Consider the following 24,328-nt stretch of genomic DNA (forward strand, 5'->3'; position numbering starts at 1 on the left):
ACTCCTGGAGCAGGTTGCGGGGGAACCGCCCCAGCCTAGCGGCGGGCGGTTTGACACGCCTACCCGCCGCTGGAACGCTGGAGGCACACTCGACGAAAGGCTGACCGTGAGCGACAATTCCCCGGGTTCGACCCCCGACGCCGCCGGATCGGCGCCGACCCCGCCCCCCGCACCCGGATACGCACCGCCTCCGGCCTATGCGCCGCCCGCGGAGAGCTCCCCTGCCGGCTACCCCGCCGCGCCGGGATACGCCGCGCCGGCCTATCCCGCCCCGGGGGGATACGGAGGTGCGCAGGGGTACGGATACCCGTCGGCGCCGAAGACGAACACCCTGGCCATCGTCTCCCTGGTGTCTTCCCTCGCGGCTCTGGTCATCCTCCCCTTCGTCGGCTCGCTGGTCGGGGTCATCACCGGCCACATGTCGCTGTCCCAGATCAAGCGCACCGGGGAGAACGGCCGCGGCCTCGCGCTCGCCGGCACGATCGTCGGCTGGGTGGGTCTCGGATTCATCGTCCTCGGCCTCCTCCTGTTCCTGCTTCTCCTGCTCCCCGCGATCCTGGTCAGCGGCACCACTTCCTACAGCTGAGCGCGCGCGAAATCGACGTGCTCATCCGGAGCCGCCCCCACCTCACGGGCGTACCCTTGTACCACCGTGAGAAACCGTCACCACGCCCCCTCCACGACGTCCCTGCCGCGATCGCCGCGGGACGCGGCGGACGCGCGTTCGACGCGGTACCTCATCATGATGGCGGCACGCATCCTGTGCTTCATCTTGATGGTCGTCATCACGCCGTACGGCTGGTACACGTGGGTTCTCGGCGCGGCCGCGGTTCTGCTGCCGTACTTCGCGGTGGTCGATGCGAACGTGGACGACAAGCCGCTGACCGAAGCCCGGGTGGACCCGGAGCGAGCGCTCCCCGCCGCCCCCTCGGAGCGTCCCGAGCGTCCGGAGGGACCGATCGTGATCCGGCTCGAGGAGACGCACGGGTCGACGGACGTGTTCCGCGTCCACGAGAATCCGCCGCCCGAGCCGCCGACGCGTCTGTGATCGCGGCGACTGCCGCGGACTGCTCCCGCGCAGGATGCCGCACAGCGGCGCGCTGGCGGATCGACTGGCGGAACCCGCGCATCCACGACGCGGAACGCCGCAAGACCTGGGTCGCGTGCGACGAGCACCGCGACTACCTCCGCGATTTCCTCGCGGCCCGCGACTTCCCGGTGTCGGTCTCGGCGCTCGGCGTGGACGACGTCGACGAGACGAGGCCGGTATGAGCGGCGACCGCGGGGTGAGCATGCAGTCGCTCCCCCGTGCCGGCCGCTGGAGCATCTACATCGGACTCGCCGTCGTCTTCGCGATCGCCTGCGTCTGGCTCTCGAACTGGCAGTTCTCCCGCAACGACGACCGGGCCGCGCAGCTCGCCCTGGTGGAGCAGAACTACGACGCCGCGCCGATCCCCCTGGCGGAGGTCATCCCGCCCGGCGACGGTCTCGCCGCCGACGAGGAGTGGCGCCCGGTGGTGCTCGAGGGCGAGTACCTCGCAGACGAGCAGATCACCGTGCGCAATCGGCCCCACGGCGGGACGTCGGCCTTCGAGGTACTCGCTCCGTTCCGCCTGTCCGACGGCCGTGTCCTGATCGTCGACCGCGGATGGGTCCCGCCCGCGGAACAGGGCGAGGGACCCGCTGTCGTCCCCGCGCCACCGGCCGGTGACTCCACCGTCATCGCGCGCCTCCGTCCCGAGGAGGCGGCTCCCACGTCCGGACGGTCGGCGCCGGAGGATCAGGTCCCCACGATCAACGTCGGCTTGATCGGCGATGAACTCCCCCCGTCGACCGCGGATGCGCTGATCGACGGCGTGTACGGCATCCTGGTGTCCGAGTCTCCGGCGGTCTCCGACACCCCGGCGGCGCTCCCGTCGCCGTCGCAGGATCCCGGCCCGCACCTGTCCTATGCGATCCAGTGGATCCTCTTCGCGCTGATGGGCTTCATCTTCATCGGCTACGTCATACGCACCGAACGCCGTCACCGCCTCGAGGACGCGGAGGATGCCGACGCGGATGCCGTCGCACCGGCCCCGAGGCGTCGTCGCCGCCGCGATCGCGACGCCGACGACGAGGACGCTCTCCTCGACGCGAGCACGCCGACAGGTACCCGCGACCCTCAGGCCAGCGAGATGAGCTCGGCGTAGTCGCGACCCCAGATGTCCTCGACCCCGTCGGGGAGGATGAGGACGCGTTCCGGGTTCAGCGCCTCGACCGCGCCCTCGTCGTGCGAGACCAGGACGACCGCCCCCTCGTAGTGCGCGAGGGCACCGAGGATCTCCTCGCGCGAGGCGGGATCCAGGTTGTTGGTGGGCTCGTCCAGCAGCAGCATGTTCGCCGAGGACACCACGAGGGTCGCCAACGACAGGCGCGTCTTCTCGCCGCCGGAGAGCACCCCCGCCGGCTTGAGGACATCGTCGCCGGTGAAGAGGAACGAGCCGAGCACCTTCCGGGCCTCGGTCGCCGTGATGTCCGGCGCCGCCGACATCATGTTGTCCAGAACCGACCGCGAGACATCGAGGTTTTCGTGCTCCTGCGCGTAGTAGCCGATCTTGAGGCCGTGGCCCGGCTCGAGCTGGCCGGTGTCCGGCTGGTCGACGCCCGCGAGGATGCGCAGCAGCGTGGTCTTGCCGGCGCCGTTGAGTCCCAGGATGACCACGCGCGACCCGCGGTCGATCGCGAGGTCGACGTCGGTGAAGATCTCCAGCGACCCGTAGGACTTCGACAGTCCCGACGCCATCAGCGGCGTCTTGCCGCACGGAGCGGGCTTGGGGAACCGGAGCTTCGCGACCCGGTCCTCCTGACGCACCTCCTCGAGACCGGACAGGAGCTTCTCGGCGCGCGCGACCATCTGGTGCGCGGCGGCGGCCTTGGACGCCTTCGCTCCGAAGCGCGCAGCCTGTTGCTGCAGCGCGGTGGCCTTCTTCTCGACGTTGGCGCGCTCCTTCTTCCGGCGCTCTTCGTCCGCCACCCGCTGACGCAGGTAGTTCTTCCAGTTCATGTTGTAGACGTCGATCACCTGGCGGTTGGCGTCGAGGTAGAACACGCGGTTCACGGTCTCGCCGACGAGCTCCACGTCGTGGGAGATGACGATCAGTCCGCCCTTGTACCCCTTCAGGAACTCGCGCAGCCACACGACGCTGTCGGCGTCGAGGTGGTTGGTCGGCTCGTCGAGGATCATCGTCTGGGCATCGGAGAACAGGATGCGGGCGAGCTCGATGCGACGACGCTGTCCGCCCGAGAGCGTCTTGAGGGGCTGATCGAGGATGCGGTCCGGCAGCGAGAGGTTGTGGGCGATCGAGGCCGCCTCCGCCTCGGCCGCGTATCCGCCCTGCGCCTCGAAGCGCTCGGTGAGCGAACCGTAGCGCTTCATCGCCTTCGCGGCGACGGCGGGGTCGTCGTCGCCCATCGCCAGGGACGCCTCGTGCATTCCGAGCGCGAGGGTGCCGAGGCCCCGGGCATCGAGGATTCTCGTGCGCGCGAGCATCTCCGGATCGCCCGAACGGGGATCCTGCGGAAGGTAGCCCATCTCCCCGATGCGGTCCACCGACCCGCCCGCGGGCAGGAGGTCGCCCGCGAGAACCTTCGTCAGCGTGGTCTTGCCGGCGCCGTTGCGGCCGACGAGTCCGATCTTGTCGCCCCCGGATACGCGGAAGGACACATCCGACATGAGCACGCGGGCGCCCACGCGGATCTCGAGTTCGTGCACGGCGAGCACAGCGGAGGTCCGTTCGATCGAGGGTGAGGGGTGGCCGACCGGCCAGCCGCCCAGTCTACCGCCTGACCGCCCATACATAGATTCGTCCGTTCCTCCGTCGCAACCCGACAGGACCCCCCGGACGGGCCGCTCTAGAGTGAGATCCAGGATGCCGCCGCCGGCGCGGTGTCCATCCCTGACGCCGAAGGAGACCCATGTCCTCGATCGCCGCTCCACGCCCTCGACGCGTCCTCGCCGACGCGCTCGGGCGCCCCGCGACCCGCTCCCGCGCATTCGCGGTGGATGCCGCCCTCGTCCTGTCCGGCGTCGCGCTCGTCGCCCTGCTGGCGAAGGTGTCCTTCTTCATCGGACCGATCCCGATCACCGGTCAGACGCTCGGCGTCATCGTCGTCGGCGCCGCACTGGGCGCGCGCCGCGGCGCTGCGGCGCTGACGACCTATCTTCTGGTCGGCCTCGCCGGTCTCCCGGTGTTCGCGGGCCCCGTCGCAGGGCCCGCCTACGTCCTGTCGCCGTCGTTCGGCTTCCTCGTCGGTTTCATCCCGGCAGCGTTCCTCGCGGGCTGGTTCGCTGAGCGCGCGTGGGATCGGAAGCCGTGGCTGGCCTTCGTGGGCTTCGTGGCCGCCAGCATCGTCCCCTTCCTGGTCGGGGTGCCCTACATGGCGCTGATCCTCGGCACGGTGCTCGGCCAGCAGGTCGGTGTCGCGTCCGTCCTCGCGGCCGGAGTCGCACCCTTCATCGTGCCCGGTCTGATCAAGGCCGCCGCAGCCGCCGTCCTCGTGCCCCTCGCGTGGGCCGGGGTCCGCGCGGTCGACCGCCGTCGCGACACGTGATCGCCTGACGGAATGAGGAGAGCCCCCGACCGCTCGGTCGGGGGCTCTCCTCATGTCGGACGGTGACGTCAGCCCTGCGCGACCGCCGTCGCCGCGGCGAGCTTCTCGGTCAGCGTCGGGAGGATCCACGGGAGGGTCAGAGGCGTGGGGGTGAGCGCGGAGATCTCCTCCACGCCGATGAGTCCGGCTACCGCGCCCTTCGAGACGGCGGGCATGAGCTGCGCCGTCGATGACTCGAGGAAGCCCTCGAACGCCTCCTCGCTGTCCACGAAGGTCAGCACGACCTCGGAGTCCACCTGGTCGAGGTTCTCGGGGCTCACGGTCGTGTAGAACGTCGCCTCACCGCTGTCGAGGTTCGTCACGCTCGGCGGCGTGACGAAACCGAGGTCCTCGAGGATCTCCACCCGCGGGTCCGCCGGCAGGTAGAGGTACCACGTTCCCGCGGAATCGCTCGGCACCGAGATCGAGACGCCCTCGAACTCGGGGTGCGCGGCCGCCGCCTCCGCGACGTCGGCGTCGAGCGACTGGAGCACCTGATCGGCCTCTGCCTCCAGTCCGAGCGCCTCGCCCGTGATGGTCACCACGTCGCGCCACGGGGTCGTCCACGGAGCGTCGGGGTACGCGACGACCGGGATGCCCGCCCCGGTCACCGCGTCGAACTCCTCCTGCGTGAGCCCGGAGTAGGGGGCGATGAGCACGTCGGGATCGGCGGCCAGCAGCTCTTCGACCTGCAGCTCGTACGCCGAGTTGTCCAGGATCACCGGCGTCTCGGCATCCATCTCCTCGAGCTTGTCCTCGATCCACGGGGAGATCCGCGACTCGCCGCCGGAGTAGTCGTCCGACGGGATGGCGACGGGGACCACGCCGAGGGCGAGGACCGCGTCCGTGGCGCCCCAGCCCCAGGTCGCGACCCGCTCCGGGGCGGACTCCAGGACGGCGTCCCCGAGCGCCGAGGGGATCGTCACCGGGAAGGCGGCGCTGTCGCCGGCGGCGGGGGCGGAGGTGTCGGGCTCCTCGGCGGCGGAGGCGCAGCCGGCGAGGGACAGGGCCACCGTGGTGGCGGCGGCGATGGCGAGGACCGAGCGCAGGCGGGTCATCGGGTTTCCTTTCTGAAGGTGATCCACGGATGCCGGGATCAGGCGGGGTCGGCGGTGACGTGCGCACCGCCGGGAACGGGGACGACGAGCGGAGTCGCCGTGAGCGGATCGGGGATCACGAGGGCGTCGAGCGCGAAGGCCTCGGACACGACAGCCGCCGTCAGGACGTCGACGGGCGCGCCCTGGGCGATGAGCCGCCCCCCGGCCAGGACCACGAGCTCGTCGGCATAGCGAGCCGCGAGATTGAGATCGTGGAGCACCGCGACGATGGTGGTGCCGCGGGTGGTGTTGAGCTCGCGCAGCAGATCGAGGACCTCGATCTGGTGGCTGAGGTCGAGGAAGGTGGTCGGCTCGTCCAGGAGGAGGATGCCGGGATCCTGAGCGAGTGCCATGGCGATCCAGACCCGCTGCCGCTGGCCGCCGGACAGGTCGCCGACCGGACGCGCCGCCAGCTCCGCCGTGCCGGTGCGGTGGAGGGCGTCGTCCACGACCGCGGAGTCCTCGGCGCTCCACCGGCGGAACAGACCCCTGTGCGGGTGCCGTCCGCGGGACACCAGCTCCGCCACCGTGATGCCCTCCGGTGCGATCGGATGCTGGGGCAGGAGTCCGACCGCGCGGGCGTAGTCGGTGCGCGGGATCCGGGCGACGTCCTCGCCGTCCAGCTCGACCGTCCCGGAAAGCGGCGCACGCAGGCGCGCGAGGGCTCCCAGCAGCGTCGACTTGCCGCACGCGTTCGCTCCGATGATCATGGTGATCTTGCCGGGGGCCAGCGTCAGATCGAGGCCGTCGATCACCGTGCGTCCCGGGTAGCCGGCGCACAGCGCGCGCGCGGTGAGCCGTCGGGCCTCGACGCGGGTGTCGGTGCGGACCGTAGTCGTCATAGTGCGCGTCCTTTCGACGTCGCGAGCAGCCAGAGAAGGAACACGGCGCCGAACGCTCCGGTGACCACGCCGACCGGCATCGACACGTTGGGCAGCGCGTACTGCGCCACGAGGTCCGACAGCGCCAGCAGGGCCGCCCCGACCAGCGCGCTCGGGGCGAGGGCGACCGACCCGTAGCCCGTGAGGGGCCGGGCGATCGCCGGTGCGCACAGCGCGACGAACGAGATCGGTCCCGCGAACGCGCAGGTCACCGCCGTGAGGACCACCGCGACGACGACCCCGGCCGTACGGACCCGGCCCGGGTGCTCCCCGAGCCCCGTCGCGGTCTGCTCGCCGAGCATCAGGACCGGCAGACGACGCGAGAGGGGAAGGAGGAGGGGCAGCACGAGCACCCACACCGCGGCGAGCACGATCACCTGCCACCACGGTGTGCTGGCGAGGCTCCCCGTCAGCCAGACGAGGGCCGCCTGCGTCTGCTGCAGCTGCGCCCGGGTCATGAGGAAGCCGACGACGGCGGCGCAGAAGAAGGACACCCCGATCCCGGCGAGGATGAGGCGGTATCCCGCGGCCCGCCCGCGCGCCACGGCGAGGAGCAGGGCGGATGCCGCGAGTCCGCCGACCAGGGCGAAGGCGGCGAGGACCGGGCCCGTCAGTCCGAGGATCAGCAGGCAGAACACCGCGGCGAGCGTGCTCCCGCCCGAAATGCCCAGGAGATCCGGGCTCGCGAGCGGATTGCGCAGGAGGGCCTGCAGGAGCGCACCCGCGACCCCGAGCGCGGAACCGACCAGCAGGGCCATGGCCAGCCGCGGAAGGCGGGACTGCAGGACGACGTACTGTTCCACGGGCTCGCCGCCGCCGATCAGGACGGCGACCACCTGTCCGACCCCGAGCGGATAGTCGCCGATCATGAGCGCTGCGCCGGCCGCGACCACGGCGAGTGCGCCGAGGGCGACCAGCACGATCCCCCAGCGACGTCGTGCGGCGCGCCGGACGTCGGCGACGGCGATCACAGCGACACCCGCTCTCCGCGCACGACCAGCGCGATGAGAACCGGCGCGCCGATGATGGCGAGGACCACACCGGCCTGGACCTCGCCGGGAGGCGCCGCGACGCGGCCGAGGACGTCGGCCGCGAGCAGCAGCGTCGCCCCCACCGGCATCCCGATCCACAGGAGCGCGGTGTAGCCGCCGCCGACGACGACGCGGAGGAGATGGGGCACGACGAGCCCGAGGAAGACGAGGGGCCCGGCGATCGCCGTCGCGCCCCCGGCGAGGAGGACCGCTGCGAGGATGCCGATCGCGCGCGTGCGCGGGACGCTGTGACCGAGGCCGGTCGCCGTCTGCTCCCCGAGCGCCAGAAGGTCGAGGCCTCGCGCGGAGGCGAGAGCGAGAACAGCCCCCACCGCGAGCGGGAGGACCACGAGCGCGACGGTGTCGAGGCCCCGGGCGGTGAGCGCGCCCACCGACCAGTACCGGTACACGTCGAGCGCTGCGGACTGCGTGGTGAGGATGAGCAGCGTGATCGAGGTGAGCCCGGCGGTCACCGCGGCTCCCGTGAGGGCCAGCTTCGCCGGCGACGCGGCGTCCGGGCCGCGGGACCCGATGACGGCCACGAAGACCGCAGCGACGGCCGCCCCGGCGAACGCGAACCAGACGAAGCCCGCGGGCTGACGGATCCCCGCGAACGTGATGGCGGCGAGAACGCCGACCGACGCCCCGGCGTTGACGCCCAGGAGGCCGGGATCGGCGAAGGGGTTCCGTGTCAGGCCCTGCATCGTCGTCCCCGCGAGCGCCAACGCCGCACCCGCGAGGAGCCCGATGAGGGTGCGGGGTACGCGCTGCGTGATGACCACGACGTGGTCGTTGATGGTCGGGTTGTAGGCGAAGAGCGCATCGATCACGACGGCGGGGGCGATCGGGCGCGCGCCGACCGCGAGGCTCAGGACGACGGCGACCAGCGTCAGCACCGCCGCGATGACGGCCACGACGGCGATGCGACGATGCCCCGCCGGCCGCGGGGCGCGCGTCATCCGGTGCGCTCTGACTGTCCGAGGCGCCAGTACCCCATGAAGGCGACGCGTTTGCGGTCCACACCGCACTCCGAAACCAGGAGGCGTCGCGCGGTCTTGACCATCGCCGCCTCGCCGGCGATCCATGCGTAGAACTCGCCCTCGGAGTCGAGCGGGGAATCCCACAGCAGCTCCGCGTCGACGTCGACGTCAGCCAGCGGCTGCGGTCGGGGTGCCGAGGCGCGGGCAAGGAGTTCGGGCGCATCCTGCGTCCACCGGTGGAGCGCCGCCAGCAGGAGAGCTCCGTGGGGTGCACCGTCTCGGGCGATCCAATGCACGCGCGTGCCTGCGCCGACGGCGATGTCCTGCGCGTCGGCGGCGGTCGGAACCTCGAGGAACACCTCGGCGACGCATCCCGCGGGGAGTGCCTCCAGGATGCCGCTGACCGCTGGCACCGCCGTCTCGTCTCCGGCGAGTAGGACACGCGTCGCCGTCCCCGGGTGCCAGTCGAGTCCGGCACGCGAGTGCGGGCTCCGCTCGTCCGGCCCGACGACGATCAGCGGGTCACCCACCGAGGCGGCTCCGACCCACGCTCCCGCGGGCCCCGGGTCCTCGTGGACGACGAAGTCGATCTCCAGGACGCGCCGGTCGGGATCGATGCGGCGGACGGTGTACGTCCGGAACGGGTTCCGCGATGCGTCGGGCAACGCGCGCCAGCGGTCGTACCAGTCCCCCGCGCCCTCGTCCTGGCCGACATCGGCGAAGCCGCCGCGCGCATCGGGGAAGACGATCTTCACGCGCTGGTCGAGCCCCGCCGTCCCGAAGTGCTCCAGGTCCTCGCCCGTGAGGCGCACGCGCGCGAAGTGGGGCGATAGCCGTTGGACGCCGGCGACCTGCACGATGTACGGGCGGTAGGCGGGTCGGACGTCGGTAGCGATGGCGGGCACGAAGTAAGGGTAGCCTCACCTTCCCGAATGACCAAACGCGCATCGGACACGCTCACGTCGACACGGCGTCGGTGCGCACCTCCGCTCCGTGTCCGAGACGGAGGCCGGGGATCAGGGCGGCGAGAGCGACGACGGTGCCGAGGGCGAAGACCCACGCGAACGCGGAGATCCCGCCCCCGAGCCCCGTGTAGACGAGACCCATCGCCGCGATGATCGTCGCCGCGCCGACGGCATCCGAGATGGAGAGGGCCGCGGAGTTGAATCCCTGATTCTGCGTCGTGGAGTACGCCAGCGTGAGGACGGTCAGTCGGGGATACATCAATCCCATTCCGGCGCCGGAGAGCCCCCACCCGGCGATGAGGAACGCGGGGTGGGCGTGGGTCACCGCGGCGAGCCCCACGATCGCCATCGACGACGCGAGGAAGGAGACACCGATCAGGGTGATGCGACGGTTGCCCAGCCGATCGCCGACGCGCCCCTGGATCTCGGCGGCGGCGGCCCATGCGAGCGCGGCCGCGGTGAGGCCGAGGCCCGCCCAGGTCGCGCTGAACCCGTATTCGTCGATGAGGAGATACGGGACGTAGATCTCCGCGCCGAAGAGCGCGCCCGCGATGACACCGCGCATGAGGATGACGCTCGGCAGCCCCCGCTGTGCGCGAAGAGCTCCCGAGGGCAGCAGCGGCCGAACCGTCACCGCGATCGCGAGCACCGCGACGATGATGATCACCACGCGCGCAGGTCCCGCCTCACCGGCGAGACTTAGCGCGACCGCCGAGACCGCCAGGGCCGTCGCCCAGGCCAGTCTCCGAGCGACATCCGTCGCCCCGCGCTCCGGGGCGTCCAGTGGCAGCCCGTGCAGACGGACGACGACGAGGGCGAAGGCCGACAGGGTCAGTCCCGCCACCCCGAGGAACACCCACCGCCAGTGGAAGAACTCGGCGACGGCGCCCGCGAGGAGCGGACCGACGAGGGAGGGGATCACCCACGCGGCGGAGAAGGCGGCGAACACCCGCCCGTGCACCACCGCGGGATACACCCGAGCAACCACGACGTAGAGCGACACCGTCTGCCCACCGGTACCGAGCCCCTGGATGAGGCGGCCGATGACGACCCATTCCATGCTCGCGGCAGCGCCCGCCACGACGAGTCCGAGGACGAACAGGACCACCGAGGTCGTCAGCGGCGCCAGCACGCCGCCGCGGTCGCACCACGCACCGGCTGCGACCATGCCGATCACGCTCGTGGCGACGGTGGCCGAGAAGGCCACCGCGTAGAGCGCCCCGCCGTCGAGGTCCGCACTGACCAGGGGCATGACGGTCGTCACGGCCAGCGCCTGGGTCGCGGCCAGAAAGATCATCGCGACGGCCCCGAGGGTGACCCAGAGGTACTGCCCGCTCCAGATGCCGGAGGAGCGGGAAGAGGTGGTCATCGCCTCGCCAGTGTACCCATCCTCTCCACGGCCTCGGTCAGCACCTCGGGGGCGCATCCGACGTTGATGCGGACGTGACCGCGACCCTCCGATCCGAACAGCGGGCCGTGATGGAGCGCGACGCGCGCGTCGCGACGGATCCGGGGCGCGGGGTTCTCGCCCCAGCCGTAGGCGGAGACATCCACCCACGCGAGATACCCGGCATCCGGCTCGAGATACCGAGCGTCGGGGAGATGCGTCGCCAGCAGATCGGTGAGCAGGTGACGCTGACGGTCCAACGCCGCCAGGAGCGCGTCGAGCCACGCGTCGCTCTCGGGCGACATCGCCGCGACACCCGCCAGCACCCCGAACAGGCCCGTACGCCAGCCGACCTCCGGGGGAAGCCCCCGCAGCAGCACGCGCTGCCGTTCGGCGCCGCCGATCATGAGGGCGCACTTGAGCCCGGCGAGGTTGAAGGTCTTGCTCGCGCTGGTGACGCAGTAGCCGACGGATGCCGCTTCCTCCGAGACCGAGAGGAACGGCGTGAACCGGGCAGGCGCATGCGTGAGGGGCGCGTGGATCTCGTCGCTGACGACGACCGCGCCGTGATCGGCCGCGAGCGAAGCGAGCGCCGCCAGATCATCCCGTGTGTGGACGGTGCCGGTGGGGTTCTGGGGGTTGCACAGGAGCACAGCGCGCGCTCCCGCGCGGAGCGCGCGACCCACCCCGTCGAGATCCATCCGCCACCCGTCGGGGTGTGCTGCGAGCGGAACGCGCTCGACGACTCCCCCCGCCTCCTCCACGCAGTCGTAGAACGGCGGATAGACCGGAGGCATCACCACCACGCGCTCGCCCGGTGCGATGACCCGGCGCAGGATCTCGACGACCCCCATCATCACGTCGCACGTCGACGACACGGACGCCGGGTCCACGGTCCAGCCGAAGCGGCGCCCGGCGAATCCTGCGAACGCCTCCGCCAGACCGGGGTCGGGCGGGGTGTACCCGGTGTCACCGAGACTCACCGCGCGAGACAGCGCCTCGGTGATGGCCGGCGCCAACGGGTAGTCGGTCTCGGCCACGAACAGCGGCAGGACGTCTTCCGGATAGCTCCGCCACTTGGTGCTGCTGCGCCGACGGAGCTGGTCGAGAGGAAGAGCCTGCAGCGGAACGACACCCATCGCTCGAGCCTAGAGCGCCCGCCCGGCAGGCTCGAGTGAGCCGTCACGGGGCGAAACGCATCGCGCACCGCGCACCGCGCCCTACGAGACGGCCCTCAGATGGCGAAGCCGAGCGCGCGCATCATGTCGCGCCCGTCGTCCGTGATCCGCTCGGGACCCCACGGCGGCATCCACACCCAGTTGATGCGGAAGCGGTCCACGACGTTGTCGAGGGACTGCGCGGTCTGCTCCTCGAGGACATCGGTGAGCGGGCACCCGGCGGACGTCAGAGTCATGTGGATGACCAGGGCGTCGTTCTCGTCGTCCCAGCCGAGGTCGTAGATGAGTCCCAGATCGACGACGTTGATCCCCAGTTCGGGGTCCATGACGTCCTTCAGGGCCTCGGTGACCTCGTCGAACTTCTCGGGCGAGAGGGTTGCGGTCATGTAACGATCCTACGCGCCGGCCGCGGCGGGCGCGTCGGCGGGCTCCGAATCACCGGTCGGGAGGTAGCGGTCGTACCCCTCGGCTTCCAGACGATCGGCCAGCTCCGGGCCGCCCTCCTCCGCGATACGGCCGGCGACCATGACGTGCACGTGGTCGGGACGGATGTAGCGGAGGATGCGGGTGTAGTGCGTGATCAGGAGGACGCCGAGGTCGGTGGCCTCCTTGGCACGGTTGACCCCCTCCGAGACCACCTTGAGCGCATCCACATCCAGGCCGGAGTCGGTCTCGTCGAGGACGGCGATGCGGGGCTTCAGGAGCTCGAGCTGCAGGATCTCGTGCCGCTTCTTCTCACCACCGGAGAAGCCCTCGTTGACATTGCGCTGGGCGAACTTCGCGTCCATGCGCAGATCCTTCATCGCTCCCTTGACGTCCTTCGTCCAGGTGCGGATGGACGGCGCCTCTCCGTCGACGGCGGTCTTGGCGGTGCGGAGGAAGTTCGTCACCGTGACACCCGGGATCTCCACGGGGTACTGCATCGCCAGGAACAGGCCTGCGCGGGCCCGCTCGTCGACGGACATCTCCAGCACGTCCTCGCCGTCGAGCGTGATCGAACCGCTCGTGACGGTGTACTTCGGGTGGCCCGCGATGGTGTACGCGAGGGTCGACTTGCCCGAGCCGTTGGGGCCCATGATGGCGTGCGTCTGACCGGTGCTGATCGTCAGCGTGACCCCGTTGAGGATCGGCGTGGTTCCGGCATCCGTCTCCACGGTCACGTGGAGGTCGCGGATCTCGAGAACAGACATAGTGGCTACCTTCTTCAGTCGACTGCTTTGGTCACGGTGGGATCGATGAGCACATCGTCGCCGTCGATCGTGACCTCGTAAACGGGAACCGGCTCGTACGCCGGCAGATTCAAGGGGCGCCCTGTGCGGAGCGAGAACGCCGATCCGTGAGCCCAGCACTCCAGGGTCTCGCCTTCGACGAAGCCGTCCGAGAGCGAGATGTCGCCGTGGGTGCACGTGTCGCCGATGGCGTGGACGACGCCGTCGCCGTCCAGGACCACGGCCATCGGAACACCGTCGACCTCGACCCGCACCGCGGTGTCCTGCTCGAGGTCGCTGAGGTTCAGCACCTTCTGCGCGCTCATCCCTGCTCCTCCGCGGCCAGCTCCGCCTCGATCGCGGCCATCAGCTCTTCCTCGAGCGCGGGGATGCCGGTCTTCTGGACGATCTCGGCGAGGAAGCCGAGGACGACGAGGCGACGGGCCTCCTCTTCGCGGATCCCGCGCGCCTGCAGGTAGAACAGCTGCTCGTCGTCGAAACGTCCGGTGGCGCTGGCGTGGCCGGCGCCGACGATGTCGCCGGTCTCGATCTCGAGGTTCGGGATGGAGTCCGCGCGCGCGCCGTCGGTGAGGACGAGGTTCCGGTTCGCCTCGTAGGAGTCGGTGCCGACCGCGTCGCGACCGATCAGGACGTCGCCGATCCAGACCGTGTGCGCACTCGCCCCCTGGAGGGCGCCCTTGTACAGGACGTCGCCGACGGTGTGAGGGCCCTTGTGGTGGAGATAGACCTGGCTCTCCAGGTGCTGCTCGGCGTCGGCGAAGGACAGGCCGTACAGGCGCCCGTCCGCACCGGCGCCGGAGAGCTCGACAGAGGGGTTGACCCTCACGAGCGCACCGCCGAGGCTCACGACGGTGTGGCGGAGCGTGGCGTCGCGGTCGACGCGCGCCTGATGCGATGCGGCGTGCACCGCGTCGTCGGCCCACTGCTGGACGGACACCACATCGAGGGCGGCGCCGTCTCGGACGATGATCTCGACGTTCTGCGCGAGCGTCGCCGACCCGCGGTGCCGGAGGAGCACCGTGGCGCGGGAGTGCGGCAGCGCCTCCAGCACGATGTGTGCGTGGGCGCGACCTCCGCGTCCCTCGATGTCCAGGACGACGGGGGTGTCGATGACGGTGTCCGCGGGGATGCGGACGAGGTGAGCGCTCTGCTCCTGCGACCACGCCACCGCGGCGATGCGATCCTCCGGACGGAAGACGTCGCCGCGCGGCGCCTCTCCCGGGGCGAGCTCCGCCGTCTCGACCCCGGCGGGCAGCGTGGCGTCGACGCGGATCGCGCCGTCGTCTCCCGCGCTGTCGGCGAAGAGGGCTTCGAGGACGCGGATCGGCGTGTGCTTCCAGTTGACCTCGCGCCCGGTGGGGACGCCGAAGTCCTCGGGGTCGAAGGAGGTCAGGCGCTCCGAGCGCGTCTGCACCGGCACGAACGCGGCGGCAGGGTCGATGTGGCCCTCCGCCGTGGCGGGGGCCTGGGTCGCTGTCGTCATCAGCCGACGGATCCTTCCATGCCCATCTCGATGAGCTTGTTGAGTTCGAGGGCGTATTCCATGGGCAGCTCGCGCGCGATCGGCTCGATGAAGCCGCGCACGATCATCGCCATCGCCTCGTCCTCGGGGAGGCCCCGACTCATGAGGTAGAAGAGCTGCTCCTCGCTGACCTTCGACACCGTGGCCTCGTGGCCGAGCTGCACGTCGTCGACGCGGATGTCGATCGCGGGGTACGTGTCCGAGCGGGAGATCGTGTCGACCAGTAGCGCATCGCACCGCACCGTGTTGGCGCTGTGGTGCGCGTTCGCATCGACGCGGACCTCGCCGCGGTAGCCGGCGCGACCGCCGCCGCGGGCGATGGACTTCGACACGATCGAGGACTGCGTGTAGGGCGCCATGTGGATCATCTTGGCTCCGGCGTCCTGGTGCTGACCGGGGCCGGCGAAGGCGACAGACAGGGTCTCGCCCTTCGCGTGCTCGCCCATCAGGAAGATCGACGGGTACTTCATCGTCACCTTGGAGCCGATGTTCCCGTCGACCCACTCCATCGTCGCGCCTTCATGGGCGACGGCACGCTTGGTGACCAGGTTGTAGACGTTGTTCGACCAGTTCTGGATGGTCGTGTAACGCACGCGGGCGTTCTTCTTGACGATGATCTCCACGACCGCCGAGTGCAGCGAGTCCGACTTGTAGATCGGTGCGGTGCAGCCTTCGATGTAGTGGACGTAGGAGCCCTCGTCGGCGATGATGAGCGTCCGCTCGAACTGCCCCATGTTCTCGGTGTTGATCCGGAAGTACGCCTGGAGCGGGATGTCCACGTGGACGCCGGGCGGGACGTAGACGAACGATCCGCCGGACCAGACCGCGGTGTTGAGAGCCGCGAACTTGTTGTCTCCCGCGGGGATCACCGTGCCGAAGTACTCCTCGAAGAACTCGGGGTGCTCGCGCAGGGCGGTGTCGGTGTCCATGAAGATGACGCCCTGGGCCTCGAGGTCTTCGCGGATCTGGTGATAGACGACCTCGGACTCGTACTGGGCGGCGACACCGGCGACGAGGCGCTGACGCTCCGCCTCGGGGATGCCGAGCCGCTCGTAGGTGTTCTTGATGTCCTCGGGCAGGTCTTCCCAGGTCTGGGCCTGCTTCTCCGTGGAACGCACGAAGTACTTGATGTTGTCGAAGTCGATGGCGGAGAGGTCGGCCCCCCACGTCGGCATCGGCTTGCGGCCGAACAGCTGGTAGCCCTTGAGTCGGGTCTTCAGCATCCATTCGGGTTCGGACTTGAGCGACGAGATCCCCCGGACCACGTCCTCGTTGATTCCTCGCTGGGCCACCGCGCCGGCCGCGTCGGTGTCATGCCAGCCGAATTCGTAGACCCCCAGACCGTCAAGCTCTGGGCGGTCGATCAGCACATCGGACATCGTCTCGTCTCCTCCGGGTCTGGCGGTGTCATCCGCTCCGGCCCCCCTGATCCGCCGGTGGAGTTACCGGCGGGGAAAGCCGCTGGGTGGACCCTCTCCTGGCGTCGGAATCGGCGCCTAAACTGTTCGGAAGGGGTTGCGCCCGAAGGCGCGCGACCGAACCCCTCGATTCTACAGGTTCCGCCTTCCCTCCGGCCCGCGTCGGCGCCCGGGCGGCATCCGACCCAGGAGGTCTCCTCATGTCCGCGCCCGCGACCGTCCCCTCTCGTCCGCGTCGGCTGCCGGGGCGGATCGGTCGTCCGCTGCGCGTCTTCGCCTGGCTGTCATTCCTCGCCGAGGTGCTCATCATCGGCACGGGCGGAGCCGTCCGGCTGACCGGATCGGGCCTCGGATGCCCCACGTGGCCGCGATGCACGGCCGATTCGATCGTGCCCACCCCGGAGATGGGGATCCACGGCGTCATCGAGTTCGGGAACAGGACTCTCACCGGTCTCGTGGGCATCCTCGCGCTCGCCGTCGTGATCGGGATCATCGTCCACACCGGCGGTCGCCGGGCTCTGCCGCCGACCCTGTGGTTCGCTGCCGGCGGAATCGCTGCGGCCGGTGCCGCCGTCGCTCTCGGCGCGGCGCTGGACTTCCCGGCGGGGCCCGTCGCCAACGGCATCCTGCTCGCCGCGGTGATCGCGGCAGCCGTCCGCTCGGTCCGCACCACCTCGACGCGACGCGACCTCGTGCTGCTGGCCTGGCTCGTCCTCGTCGGGGTCGTCGCGCAGGCCCTCGTCGGCGGCATCACGGTGCTGACGGGACTGAACCCCTTCATCGTCGGCTTCCATTACGTCGTCTCGGTGATCCTCGTGTGCGTCACCGCCGCCTTCCTCGTCCGGATGAACCGCCCGGACCTGCCCCGCGAGTCCGCCGTCGCGCCGTGGCTGCGGTGGACGGCCCGGGGCGCGGTCGTCGCCCTCGTCGTCACGATCGTCTTCGGTATCCTGACCACCGGCGCCGGCCCTCATTCGGGCGACGCCGACGCCGGTCGGAGCGGATTCGACGCCGAGCTCCTGGAGCACATCCACGCCTGGCCCAGCTACGCCCTGTTCGCCCTGACGCTCGCTCTCGTGATCGGCGCGTGGCGTCAGCGCGATCGGACTCCGCTCCTCGCGGGATGGAGCATCACCCTCCTGGCGGCGGAACTGGTGCAGATCGCCGTCGGGCTGTTCCAGGCGCGGAACGGTCTGCCGATCCTCGCCGTGGGCATCCACATGGTCCTCGCCGCTCTCACGGCGGCCGCGATGACGGCGGTGGTGCTGCACCTCTCGCGGCCGGCGTCCGGCCGCGAGGACATCGACGCGCGTGCCGCGGAGGCCGATCGCGCCGACATCCACGCCTGAGCCGTCACCGCCCCTCACAGCCGATTCATCGGCGACGCACACGAACGGTGGAAGGGCGTCCTTCACACTGAACGTCGCCGTGATCCCCTCACGGCCCGATCAGGAGGATGACGCATGACCACCAGACCCCCGCTCTCCCGCAGCATCCCCTTCTGGGTGCTCCTCGTCGGATCGGTCGCGACGGCGGCCGTCGGTGCGTGGCTGGTCTCGGACCGCCTCGGCATCATGACCGCCACTCTCAACGACGGCACCGCGACCGGCGTCGAAGTCTACGTCGGACAGTCCGTGGCCGTCCTCGGCGCGATCCTCGTCGGCGCCGGCGTCGTCGGCCTCCTGCTGACGCTCGCCGTGGCGACCGCCGCGTCGCTCCGCCCGCGTACGGCGGTCTCCTCACCGCCGGCGTACACCGCGCCGACCGCAGCGACCTCGGCCGTCCCGGCGGCGGAGGACCTCGACGCACCGGCGACGACGGATGCCGAGCCGAACGATGCTCGCCGTGACCTGGAGGATGCTCCCCGTGACGCGGACGCGCAGACCGCGCCCGCGGAGGACACCGACCTGACGAAGGCCCCCGCGACGCGCTGACGCCCTTCGTCACGACGCCGCAGAGGAGAGAGGGCCGGTCATCCTGAACGGATGGCCGGCCCTCTCTCCTCTGTCTCCGAGCGGGATCACCAGGGCAGAAGCGGATCCACGGCGATCGCGACGAACAGCAGGGTCAAGTAGGTGATCGACGCATGGAAGACGCGCATGGGGCGCGGCTCCGTCCCGCGGACCGCGCGCGTGTAGAGGCGGTGGGACTCGTAGATGAACCAGCCGCCGAAGACGAGCGCGGACACCGTGTACACGACTCCCATGCCCGCGACCGGAATGAGCAGCAGCGAGCAGGCGACCGTCGCCCAGGCGTACAAGATGACCTGGAGGCCCACCTGAGACCCGGCCCGCGTCGCACCGAGCATGGGGACCTCGACCGCTTCGTACTGGTCCTTGTACTTCATCGACAGCGGCCAGTAGTGCGGCGGAGTCCAGAGGAAGACGAGGGCGAAGAGGATGACCGGCGGCCACGCCAGCGAACCGGTGACGGCGCTCCAGCCGATCACGACCGGGAAGCACCCCGCGATCCCGCCCCAGACGATGTTCTGCTCGGTGCGGCGCTTGAGGATCATCGTGTAGATCACGACGTAGAAGAAGATGGCGCCGGCGGACAGCGCGGCAGCGAGGGTGTTGGTCGTCGCCCAGAGCCACACCGTCGAGAACACCGCGAGCGACCACGCGAAGATCAACGCCGCGCGGGGCGAGACCTCGCCCGTCACGAGCGGGCGGTTCACCGTCCGCTGCATGTGGGCGTCGATATCGCGATCGAGGTACATGTTGAACGCGGCCGCGGACCCCGCACTGGCGGTTCCGCCGATCACGGTCGCGAGGACCAGCCAGATGTTCGGTAGACCACCCTGGGCCAGGATCATCACGGGCACCGTCGTCACGAGAAGCAGCTCGAGCACGCGCGGCTTCATCAGGGCCACGTAGGCGCGCACCGTGCGTCCGAAGGAGGGTCGCGGCGAGCGAACCGTGGCGTCGGTCCCGAGCGTCGTCGTGATGTCCATCTCCCCCGCAATCACCGCATGTCCAATCCTCCCAAGTCTATGGCATGCCGCCGAGGGGACCGGCGGGCCCGGTCGTCATACGGAGGCATGCATGACGGTGGGCGCATACCCCTTCGCTATGCTGAGGACCACACGCGCGCCCAGCGCCGAATCCTCCTTCTCCTCACGGAATTGCCATCGGGGATCGACCACGTCCGGGCGCGGCTCTCGAGAAAGGCGGCCCGGTGTCGGAACTGCGTTGGGATGAGATCGATCGGCGCGCGGTGGACACCGCCCGCGTCCTCGCTGCGGATGCAGTCGAGAAGGTGGGCAACGGGCACCCGGGGACGGCGATGAGCCTCGCCCCCGCGGCCTATCTGCTGTATCAGCGGGTGATGAACCACGACCCGAAGGACGTGCACTGGGCCGGTCGCGACCGGTTCATCCTCTCGGTGGGCCACTCGTCGCTGACGCAGTACGTGCAGCTGTACCTCGGCGGCTTCGGCCTCGAGCTGGACGACCTGAAGTCGCTGCGCACCTGGGGATCCAAGACTCCCGGACACCCGGAGTTCGGGCACACCGACGGGGTGGAGATCACCACGGGTCCGCTCGGGCAGGGTCTCGCCTCGGCGGTCGGGTTCGCCTACGCGGCCCGCTTCGAGCGTGGACTGTTCGACCCGGATGCCGCAGCCGGCACGTCGCCCTTCGACCACCACATCTTCGTGATCGCCGGTGACGGCGATCTGCAGGAGGGCGTGACGAGCGAGGCGTCAAGCCTCGCCGGCCACCAGCAGCTCGGCAACCTCGTGGCGATCTACGACTCCAACCAGATCTCGATCGAGGACGACACGAACGTCGCCTACACCGAGGACGTCGCCGCCCGATACGAGGCGTACGGCTGGCACGTGCAGACCGTCGACTGGAAGCGCACGGGCGAGTACGTCGAGGACGTCGCCGAGCTGCACGCCGCGATCGAGGCGGCCAAGGGCGAGACCGACAAGCCCTCCCTCATCATCCTGCGCACGATCATCGGCTGGCCGTCCCCCGGCAAGCAGAACACCGGGAAGATCCACGGCTCGGCACTGGGAGCGGACGAGCTGAAGGCGACCAAGGAGGTGCTCGGCTTCGATCCCGAGCAGTCCTTCGTCGTGGCCGATGATGTGATCGCTCACACGCGCGCCCTCGCCGACCGTGCCGCGGAGGCGCGCACGGCATGGCAGCAGAAGTGGGACGCCTGGGCCGCTGCCAACCCCGAGCGCAAGGCGCTGTGGGATCGCCTGGAGGCTCAGGAGCTGCCCGCAGACGTCGCCGACGCGCTCCCGACCTTCGAGTCGGGCAAGGACGTCTCGACCCGCGCCGCGTCCGGCGTCGTCCTCAATGCCTTGGCAGACGTCCTGCCCGAGCTCTGGGGCGGCTCGGCAGACCTGGCCGAGTCGAACCTCACCACGATCAAGTCCGCGAAATCGTTCATCCCCGCCGAGTGGTCGACCCACGAGTGGTCCGGCGACCCCTACGGCCGGGTGCTGCACTTCGGCATCCGTGAGCACGCGATGGGTGCGATCGTCAACGGCATCGTCCTGCACGGACCGACGCGGGCGTTCGGCGGCACGTTCCTCATCTTCAGCGACTACATGCGCCCCGCAGTGCGCCTGGCCGCCCTGATGAACATCCCGAGCCTCTTCGTCTGGACGCACGACTCCGTCGCGCTGGGCGAGGACGGCCCGACCCACCAGCCGATCGAGCAGCTGGCCTCGCTCCGCGCCATCCCGAACTTCACGGTGGTGCGCCCCGCGGACGCCAACGAGACCGCGGTGGCGTGGCTCGAGCTGCTGCGGCGCCACGAGGGTCCCGGGGGTCTCGCGCTCACGCGCCAGAACATCCCCGTCTTCGAGCGTGGCGAGGGCGCCGCCTCGGGCGACGTGTTCGCCGCGGCGGAGCTGACGGCGAAGGGCGCCTACATCCTCGCCGAAGCCCCGAACGGCTCCCCCGACGTCATCCTCATCGCGACCGGGTCCGAGGTGCAGCTGGCCGTCGAGGCCCGCGCGACTCTGGCCGACGAGGGCGTGAACGCACGCGTCGTGTCCGCTCCGTCGCTCGAATGGTTCGCCGAGCAGGACGAGGCGTATCGCGAGAGCGTTCTGCCCCGCGCCGTGAAGGCGCGCGTGTCGGTCGAGGCGGGACTCGCCCTCGGCTGGCGTGACATCGTCGGAGACACCGGACGCTCGGTCTCGATCGAGCACTTCGGGGCCAGCGCCGACTACAAGACCCTCTTCCAGAAGTTCGGCATCACCGCCGAGGCCGTCGTCGCGGCGGCTCGCGAAACGATCCAGGAGAACGCATGAGCACCCCCACCGAACAGCTCGCCGCCGCCGGCGTCAGCATCTGGCTCGACGACCTCTCGCGTGAGCGCATCACGTCCGGGAATCTGACCGAGCTGATCACCACCCGCAACGTCAGCGGAGTCACGACCAACCCGACGATCTTCGCAACGGCCCTGTCCAAGGGCGAGGCCTACGAGGAGCAGGTGGCGTCGCTCGCCGCCCGCGGCGCCGTGGCGGACCAGGCCATCTTCGAGATCACGACCGACGACGTGCGGGAGGCGGCGGACATCTTCCGGCCCGTGTACGACGCCACGGGCGGTGTCGACGGGCGCGTGTCGATCGAGGTCTCCCCCGATCTCGCGCACGACACCTCCGCCACGGTCGACCAGGCCGTCCAGTTGTGGGCGCGCGTCGACCGCCCCAATGCGCTGATCAAGATCCCCGCGACGAAGGCCGGCCTGCCCGCGATCACCGCGGTGATCGCCAAGGGCATCTCGGTGAACGTCACGCTGATCTTCAGCCTGGAACGGTACGCCGAGGTGATCGAGGCCTACCTGTCCGGTCTCGAGCAGGCCCAGGCCGCCGGGCACGACCTGTCCGGCATCCACTCCGTCGCATCGTTCTTCGTCTCGCGCGTGGACACCGAGGTGGACAAGCGCCTCAGCGCGATCGGCGGCGACGCCGAGCAGCTGAAGTCCCGGGCCGGCGTCGCCAACGCCCGCCTGGCGTTCGAGCTGTTCCAGAAGGAGTTCGCGTCCAGCCGCGCGCAGGCACTGGTGAACGCCGGCGCGAATCTGCAGCGCCCGCTCTGGGCCTCCACCGGCGTGAAGGACCCGGCCCTGCCGGACACCCTCTACGTGACCGAGCTGGTGGCGCCGGGCACGGTCAACACCATGCCCGAGAAGACGCTCGAGGCGACGTTCGACCACGGCGAGATCACCGGTGACACCATCACCGGCAACTACGGCGACGCGCACGAGGTGTTCGATCGCCTCGCCGACGCCGGGATCGATCTCGTGGAGGTCACCCAGCTGCTCGAGGACGAGGGCGTGGAGAAGTTCATCGCGTCCTGGCACGAGCTTCAGGAGACGGTCACGGAGGCGCTGCGCGCCGCCCAGGAGACATCGGCATGACCTTCGACATCCACCTCAGCGGACACGTGAAGGCGGTCGTCGACGCGACTCTGCCGACCCTCGTGTCCGATCTGGTGGCGTCGGGCCTCACCGCGGGCGACACCTCGCTGTGGGGCCCGGCGGCCGAGGCCGAGGCATCCGATCGCCTCGGCTGGCTGCAGGCGGTCTCGGTCTCCCGCCCGCTCGTCGGTGAGATCCGCGCCCTGCGCGAGGGCCTGATCGCCCGCGGCGTCACGCGCGTCGTCCTCGCCGGCATGGGGGGCTCCTCGCTCGCACCCGAGGTCATCACGCGCACCGCGCACGTTCCCCTGGTCGTCCTCGACTCGACCTCACCGGCGCAGGTCCTGTCCGCCATCGACGGCGACGCCGAATCCGGCGGCCTCGAGCACACGGTGCTCGTCGTGTCGTCGAAGTCGGGAGGAACCGTGGAGACGGACGCCGCGAAGCGCGCCTCCGAGGCGTCGTTCCGCGACCTCGGGATCGACCCCGCCGAACGCATCGTCGTGGTCACCGACCCGGGTTCCCCGTTGGATGCCGCAGCGCAGGCCGACGGCTACACCGTCTTCCACGCGGACCCGACGGTCGGAGGACGGTACTCGGCGCTCACCGCCTTCGGGCTCGTCCCGGCGGGGCTCGCGGGCGCCGACATCGCCGGCCTCCTGGATGAGGCCGAGGCGACGCTTCTGGAAGTGGCGATCGACAGCCCGGACAACCCCGCACTCGTCCTCGCCGCAGCCCTGGCAGGCGGCGACCCGCGGCGCGACAAGCTCGGCCTCGTCACCGACGGCACGCACATCGTGGGATTGCCCGACTGGATCGAACAGCTCGTCGCGGAGTCGACCGGCAAGGACGGGACCGGCATCCTGCCCGTCGTCCTGCTCCCCGTCTCCCCCGAGGTCGAGAGCACTCCCGCGGACGTGCAGATCGTGCGCTTCGTCGACGAGGCTCGCCGCTTGCACCTCTTCGAGCACCACCCCGACGAGATCCTCATCAGCGGATCGCTCGGCGCGCAGTTCGTCGTATGGGAGTACGCCACCGCCATCGCGGGACGGATGCTGGGTATCAACCCGTTCGATCAGCCCGACGTCGAGTCGGCGAAGGCGGCCACCCGCGCGCTGCTGCGCGATCGACCCGTCCCCGCGGCACCCGCGTTCACCGCCGACGGCGTGGAGGTCCGTGTCTCGCATCCCTCGCTCGCGGCATCCGGCACGATCGCCGGCGTCCTGGACGCACTGTGGGCCGAGATCCCCCCGGGCGGTTACGTCTCGGTCCAGGCCTATGTCGACCGCACCTCGGTGCCGCATCTGCAGGGGCTTCGCGAGCTCGTGGCGGCAGACGCGGCACGGCCCGCGACATTCGGCTGGGGTCCGCGCTTCCTCCACTCCACGGGCCAGTACCACAAGGGCGGCCCGGCGAACGGCGTGTTCCTGCAGATCCTCGAAGCCACCGACGTGGACCTCGAGATCCCCGGGCTGCCGTTCACCTTCGGCGAGCTCATCGCAGCTCAGGCGGCCGGCGACGCGCGCGTCCTGTCGGACGGTCACGGTCGTCCCGTCGTCACCCTCACCCTCACCGATCCGCAGATCGAGATCCTGTCGCTGTTCGAAGCGGCACAGTAGGAGTTC

At 70.4% G+C, this 24,328-nt stretch carries 24 protein-coding genes; 10 read left to right on the plus strand and 14 right to left on the minus strand.

What is annotated here, in order from left to right:
* Window positions 1–106: 106 nt before the first annotated feature.
* The 4 genes from ABXJ56_RS14545 to ABXJ56_RS14560 all read left to right on the plus strand — a co-directional run bounded on the left by ABXJ56_RS14545 (window position 107) and on the right by ABXJ56_RS14560 (window position 2,189).
* Window positions 107–586: a DUF4190 domain-containing protein gene (locus ABXJ56_RS14545; RefSeq protein WP_354000435.1), complete on the plus strand. Its 480-nt coding sequence runs from the start codon at window positions 107–109 to the stop codon at window positions 584–586.
* 66 nt (window positions 587–652) lie between these two features.
* Window positions 653–1,048 carry a DUF3099 domain-containing protein gene (locus ABXJ56_RS14550; RefSeq protein ID WP_354000436.1) on the plus strand — a complete coding sequence of 132 codons (396 nt, stop codon included), beginning with the start codon at window positions 653–655 and terminating at the stop codon, window positions 1,046–1,048.
* On the plus strand, window positions 1,045–1,272 hold the full coding sequence (locus ABXJ56_RS14555; RefSeq protein ID WP_435405008.1) for a hypothetical protein: 228 nt from the start codon (window positions 1,045–1,047) through the stop codon (window positions 1,270–1,272). The genes ABXJ56_RS14550 and ABXJ56_RS14555 overlap by 4 nt, the downstream gene beginning before the upstream one ends.
* A complete protein-coding gene (locus ABXJ56_RS14560; RefSeq protein WP_354000437.1) occupies window positions 1,269–2,189 on the plus strand; it encodes an SURF1 family cytochrome oxidase biogenesis protein in 921 nt (306 codons plus the stop codon). Before ABXJ56_RS14555 ends, ABXJ56_RS14560 begins: the two co-directional genes overlap by 4 nt.
* Here ABXJ56_RS14560 and ABXJ56_RS14565 read toward each other — a convergent pair.
* The gene (locus ABXJ56_RS14565) at window positions 2,162–3,760 is read right to left on the minus strand and encodes an ABC-F family ATP-binding cassette domain-containing protein (RefSeq protein ID WP_310891658.1); all 1,599 of its coding nucleotides are present in this window, start codon (window positions 3,758–3,760) and stop codon (window positions 2,162–2,164) included. The genes ABXJ56_RS14560 and ABXJ56_RS14565 overlap by 28 nt on opposite strands.
* Window positions 3,761–3,954: 194 nt before the next feature.
* On the opposite strand from ABXJ56_RS14565, the gene ABXJ56_RS14570 reads away from it, so the two are divergent.
* A complete protein-coding gene (locus tag ABXJ56_RS14570) occupies window positions 3,955–4,590 on the plus strand; it encodes a biotin transporter BioY (protein ID WP_354000438.1) in 636 nt (211 codons plus the stop codon).
* A 68-nt stretch (window positions 4,591–4,658) separates the two neighbouring features.
* Here the strand turns inward: ABXJ56_RS14570 and ABXJ56_RS14575 are convergent, their stop codons facing one another.
* From ABXJ56_RS14575 to sufB, 12 genes are all read right to left on the minus strand, one after another.
* Window positions 4,659–5,687 carry an ABC transporter substrate-binding protein gene (locus ABXJ56_RS14575; protein WP_354000439.1) on the minus strand — a complete coding sequence of 343 codons (1,029 nt, stop codon included), beginning with the start codon at window positions 5,685–5,687 and terminating at the stop codon, window positions 4,659–4,661.
* A 38-nt stretch (window positions 5,688–5,725) separates the two neighbouring features.
* Window positions 5,726–6,568: an ABC transporter ATP-binding protein gene (locus ABXJ56_RS14580; RefSeq protein WP_354000440.1), complete on the minus strand. Its 843-nt coding sequence runs from the start codon at window positions 6,566–6,568 to the stop codon at window positions 5,726–5,728.
* A complete protein-coding gene (locus ABXJ56_RS14585; protein WP_354000441.1) occupies window positions 6,565–7,578 on the minus strand; it encodes a FecCD family ABC transporter permease in 1,014 nt (337 codons plus the stop codon). Before ABXJ56_RS14585 ends, ABXJ56_RS14580 begins: the two co-directional genes overlap by 4 nt.
* On the minus strand, window positions 7,575–8,597 hold the full coding sequence (locus tag ABXJ56_RS14590; protein WP_354000442.1) for a FecCD family ABC transporter permease: 1,023 nt from the start codon (window positions 8,595–8,597) through the stop codon (window positions 7,575–7,577). Before ABXJ56_RS14590 ends, ABXJ56_RS14585 begins: the two co-directional genes overlap by 4 nt.
* Window positions 8,594–9,523, minus strand: a complete 930-nt coding sequence (locus ABXJ56_RS14595) for a siderophore-interacting protein (RefSeq protein ID WP_354000443.1) — start codon at window positions 9,521–9,523, stop codon at window positions 8,594–8,596. Before ABXJ56_RS14595 ends, ABXJ56_RS14590 begins: the two co-directional genes overlap by 4 nt.
* A gap of 52 nt (window positions 9,524–9,575) precedes the next feature.
* The gene (locus ABXJ56_RS14600; RefSeq protein ID WP_354000444.1) at window positions 9,576–10,952 is read right to left on the minus strand and encodes an MFS transporter; all 1,377 of its coding nucleotides are present in this window, start codon (window positions 10,950–10,952) and stop codon (window positions 9,576–9,578) included.
* On the minus strand, window positions 10,949–12,109 hold the full coding sequence (locus ABXJ56_RS14605) for a MalY/PatB family protein (protein ID WP_354000445.1): 1,161 nt from the start codon (window positions 12,107–12,109) through the stop codon (window positions 10,949–10,951). The genes ABXJ56_RS14600 and ABXJ56_RS14605 overlap by 4 nt, the downstream gene beginning before the upstream one ends.
* Window positions 12,110–12,204: 95 nt before the next feature.
* Window positions 12,205–12,534, minus strand: a complete 330-nt coding sequence (locus ABXJ56_RS14610; protein ID WP_053547341.1) for a metal-sulfur cluster assembly factor — start codon at window positions 12,532–12,534, stop codon at window positions 12,205–12,207.
* A 9-nt stretch (window positions 12,535–12,543) separates the two neighbouring features.
* Window positions 12,544–13,338, minus strand: a complete 795-nt coding sequence (sufC, locus tag ABXJ56_RS14615) for a Fe-S cluster assembly ATPase SufC (protein WP_354000446.1) — start codon at window positions 13,336–13,338, stop codon at window positions 12,544–12,546.
* A 14-nt stretch (window positions 13,339–13,352) separates the two neighbouring features.
* Entirely contained in the window at window positions 13,353–13,682 is a 330-nt protein-coding gene (locus tag ABXJ56_RS14620) for a non-heme iron oxygenase ferredoxin subunit (protein ID WP_354000447.1), read from the minus strand.
* The gene (gene sufD / locus ABXJ56_RS14625; protein WP_354000448.1) at window positions 13,679–14,860 is read right to left on the minus strand and encodes a Fe-S cluster assembly protein SufD; all 1,182 of its coding nucleotides are present in this window, start codon (window positions 14,858–14,860) and stop codon (window positions 13,679–13,681) included. Before sufD ends, ABXJ56_RS14620 begins: the two co-directional genes overlap by 4 nt.
* Entirely contained in the window at window positions 14,860–16,278 is a 1,419-nt protein-coding gene (gene sufB, locus ABXJ56_RS14630; protein ID WP_354000449.1) for a Fe-S cluster assembly protein SufB, read from the minus strand. The genes sufD and sufB overlap by 1 nt, the downstream gene beginning before the upstream one ends.
* Window positions 16,279–16,517: 239 nt before the next feature.
* On the opposite strand from sufB, the gene ABXJ56_RS14635 reads away from it, so the two are divergent.
* Together ABXJ56_RS14635 and ABXJ56_RS14640 are read left to right on the plus strand one after the other, a co-directional pair.
* Window positions 16,518–17,666, plus strand: coding sequence for a COX15/CtaA family protein (locus ABXJ56_RS14635; RefSeq protein ID WP_354000450.1), 1,149 nt, complete (start codon window positions 16,518–16,520; stop codon window positions 17,664–17,666).
* A 114-nt stretch (window positions 17,667–17,780) separates the two neighbouring features.
* Window positions 17,781–18,251, plus strand: a complete 471-nt coding sequence (locus ABXJ56_RS14640; RefSeq protein ID WP_354000451.1) for a dinucleotide-utilizing enzyme — start codon at window positions 17,781–17,783, stop codon at window positions 18,249–18,251.
* An 86-nt stretch (window positions 18,252–18,337) separates the two neighbouring features.
* Here the strand turns inward: ABXJ56_RS14640 and ABXJ56_RS14645 are convergent, their stop codons facing one another.
* Window positions 18,338–19,270 carry a heme o synthase gene (locus tag ABXJ56_RS14645; RefSeq protein WP_354000605.1) on the minus strand — a complete coding sequence of 311 codons (933 nt, stop codon included), beginning with the start codon at window positions 19,268–19,270 and terminating at the stop codon, window positions 18,338–18,340.
* 224 nt (window positions 19,271–19,494) lie between these two features.
* Between ABXJ56_RS14645 and tkt the strand changes: the two genes are divergently transcribed.
* Genes tkt through ABXJ56_RS14660 form a run of 3 tightly spaced genes read left to right on the plus strand, consistent with a single transcriptional unit; the run spans window position 19,495 to window position 24,322 of the window.
* Entirely contained in the window at window positions 19,495–21,591 is a 2,097-nt protein-coding gene (gene tkt, locus ABXJ56_RS14650) for a transketolase (RefSeq protein WP_354000452.1), read from the plus strand.
* Entirely contained in the window at window positions 21,588–22,703 is a 1,116-nt protein-coding gene (gene tal, locus ABXJ56_RS14655) for a transaldolase (RefSeq protein WP_354000453.1), read from the plus strand. Before tkt ends, tal begins: the two co-directional genes overlap by 4 nt.
* Entirely contained in the window at window positions 22,700–24,322 is a 1,623-nt protein-coding gene (locus ABXJ56_RS14660) for a glucose-6-phosphate isomerase (protein ID WP_354000454.1), read from the plus strand. Before tal ends, ABXJ56_RS14660 begins: the two co-directional genes overlap by 4 nt.
* Window positions 24,323–24,328: the final 6 nt, after the last annotated feature.

Origin of the sequence: Microbacterium aurantiacum (genome assembly GCF_040532595.1) — a bacterium.
In the GTDB taxonomy this organism is placed as follows: Bacteria; Actinomycetota; Actinomycetes; order Actinomycetales; family Microbacteriaceae; genus Microbacterium; species Microbacterium chocolatum_B.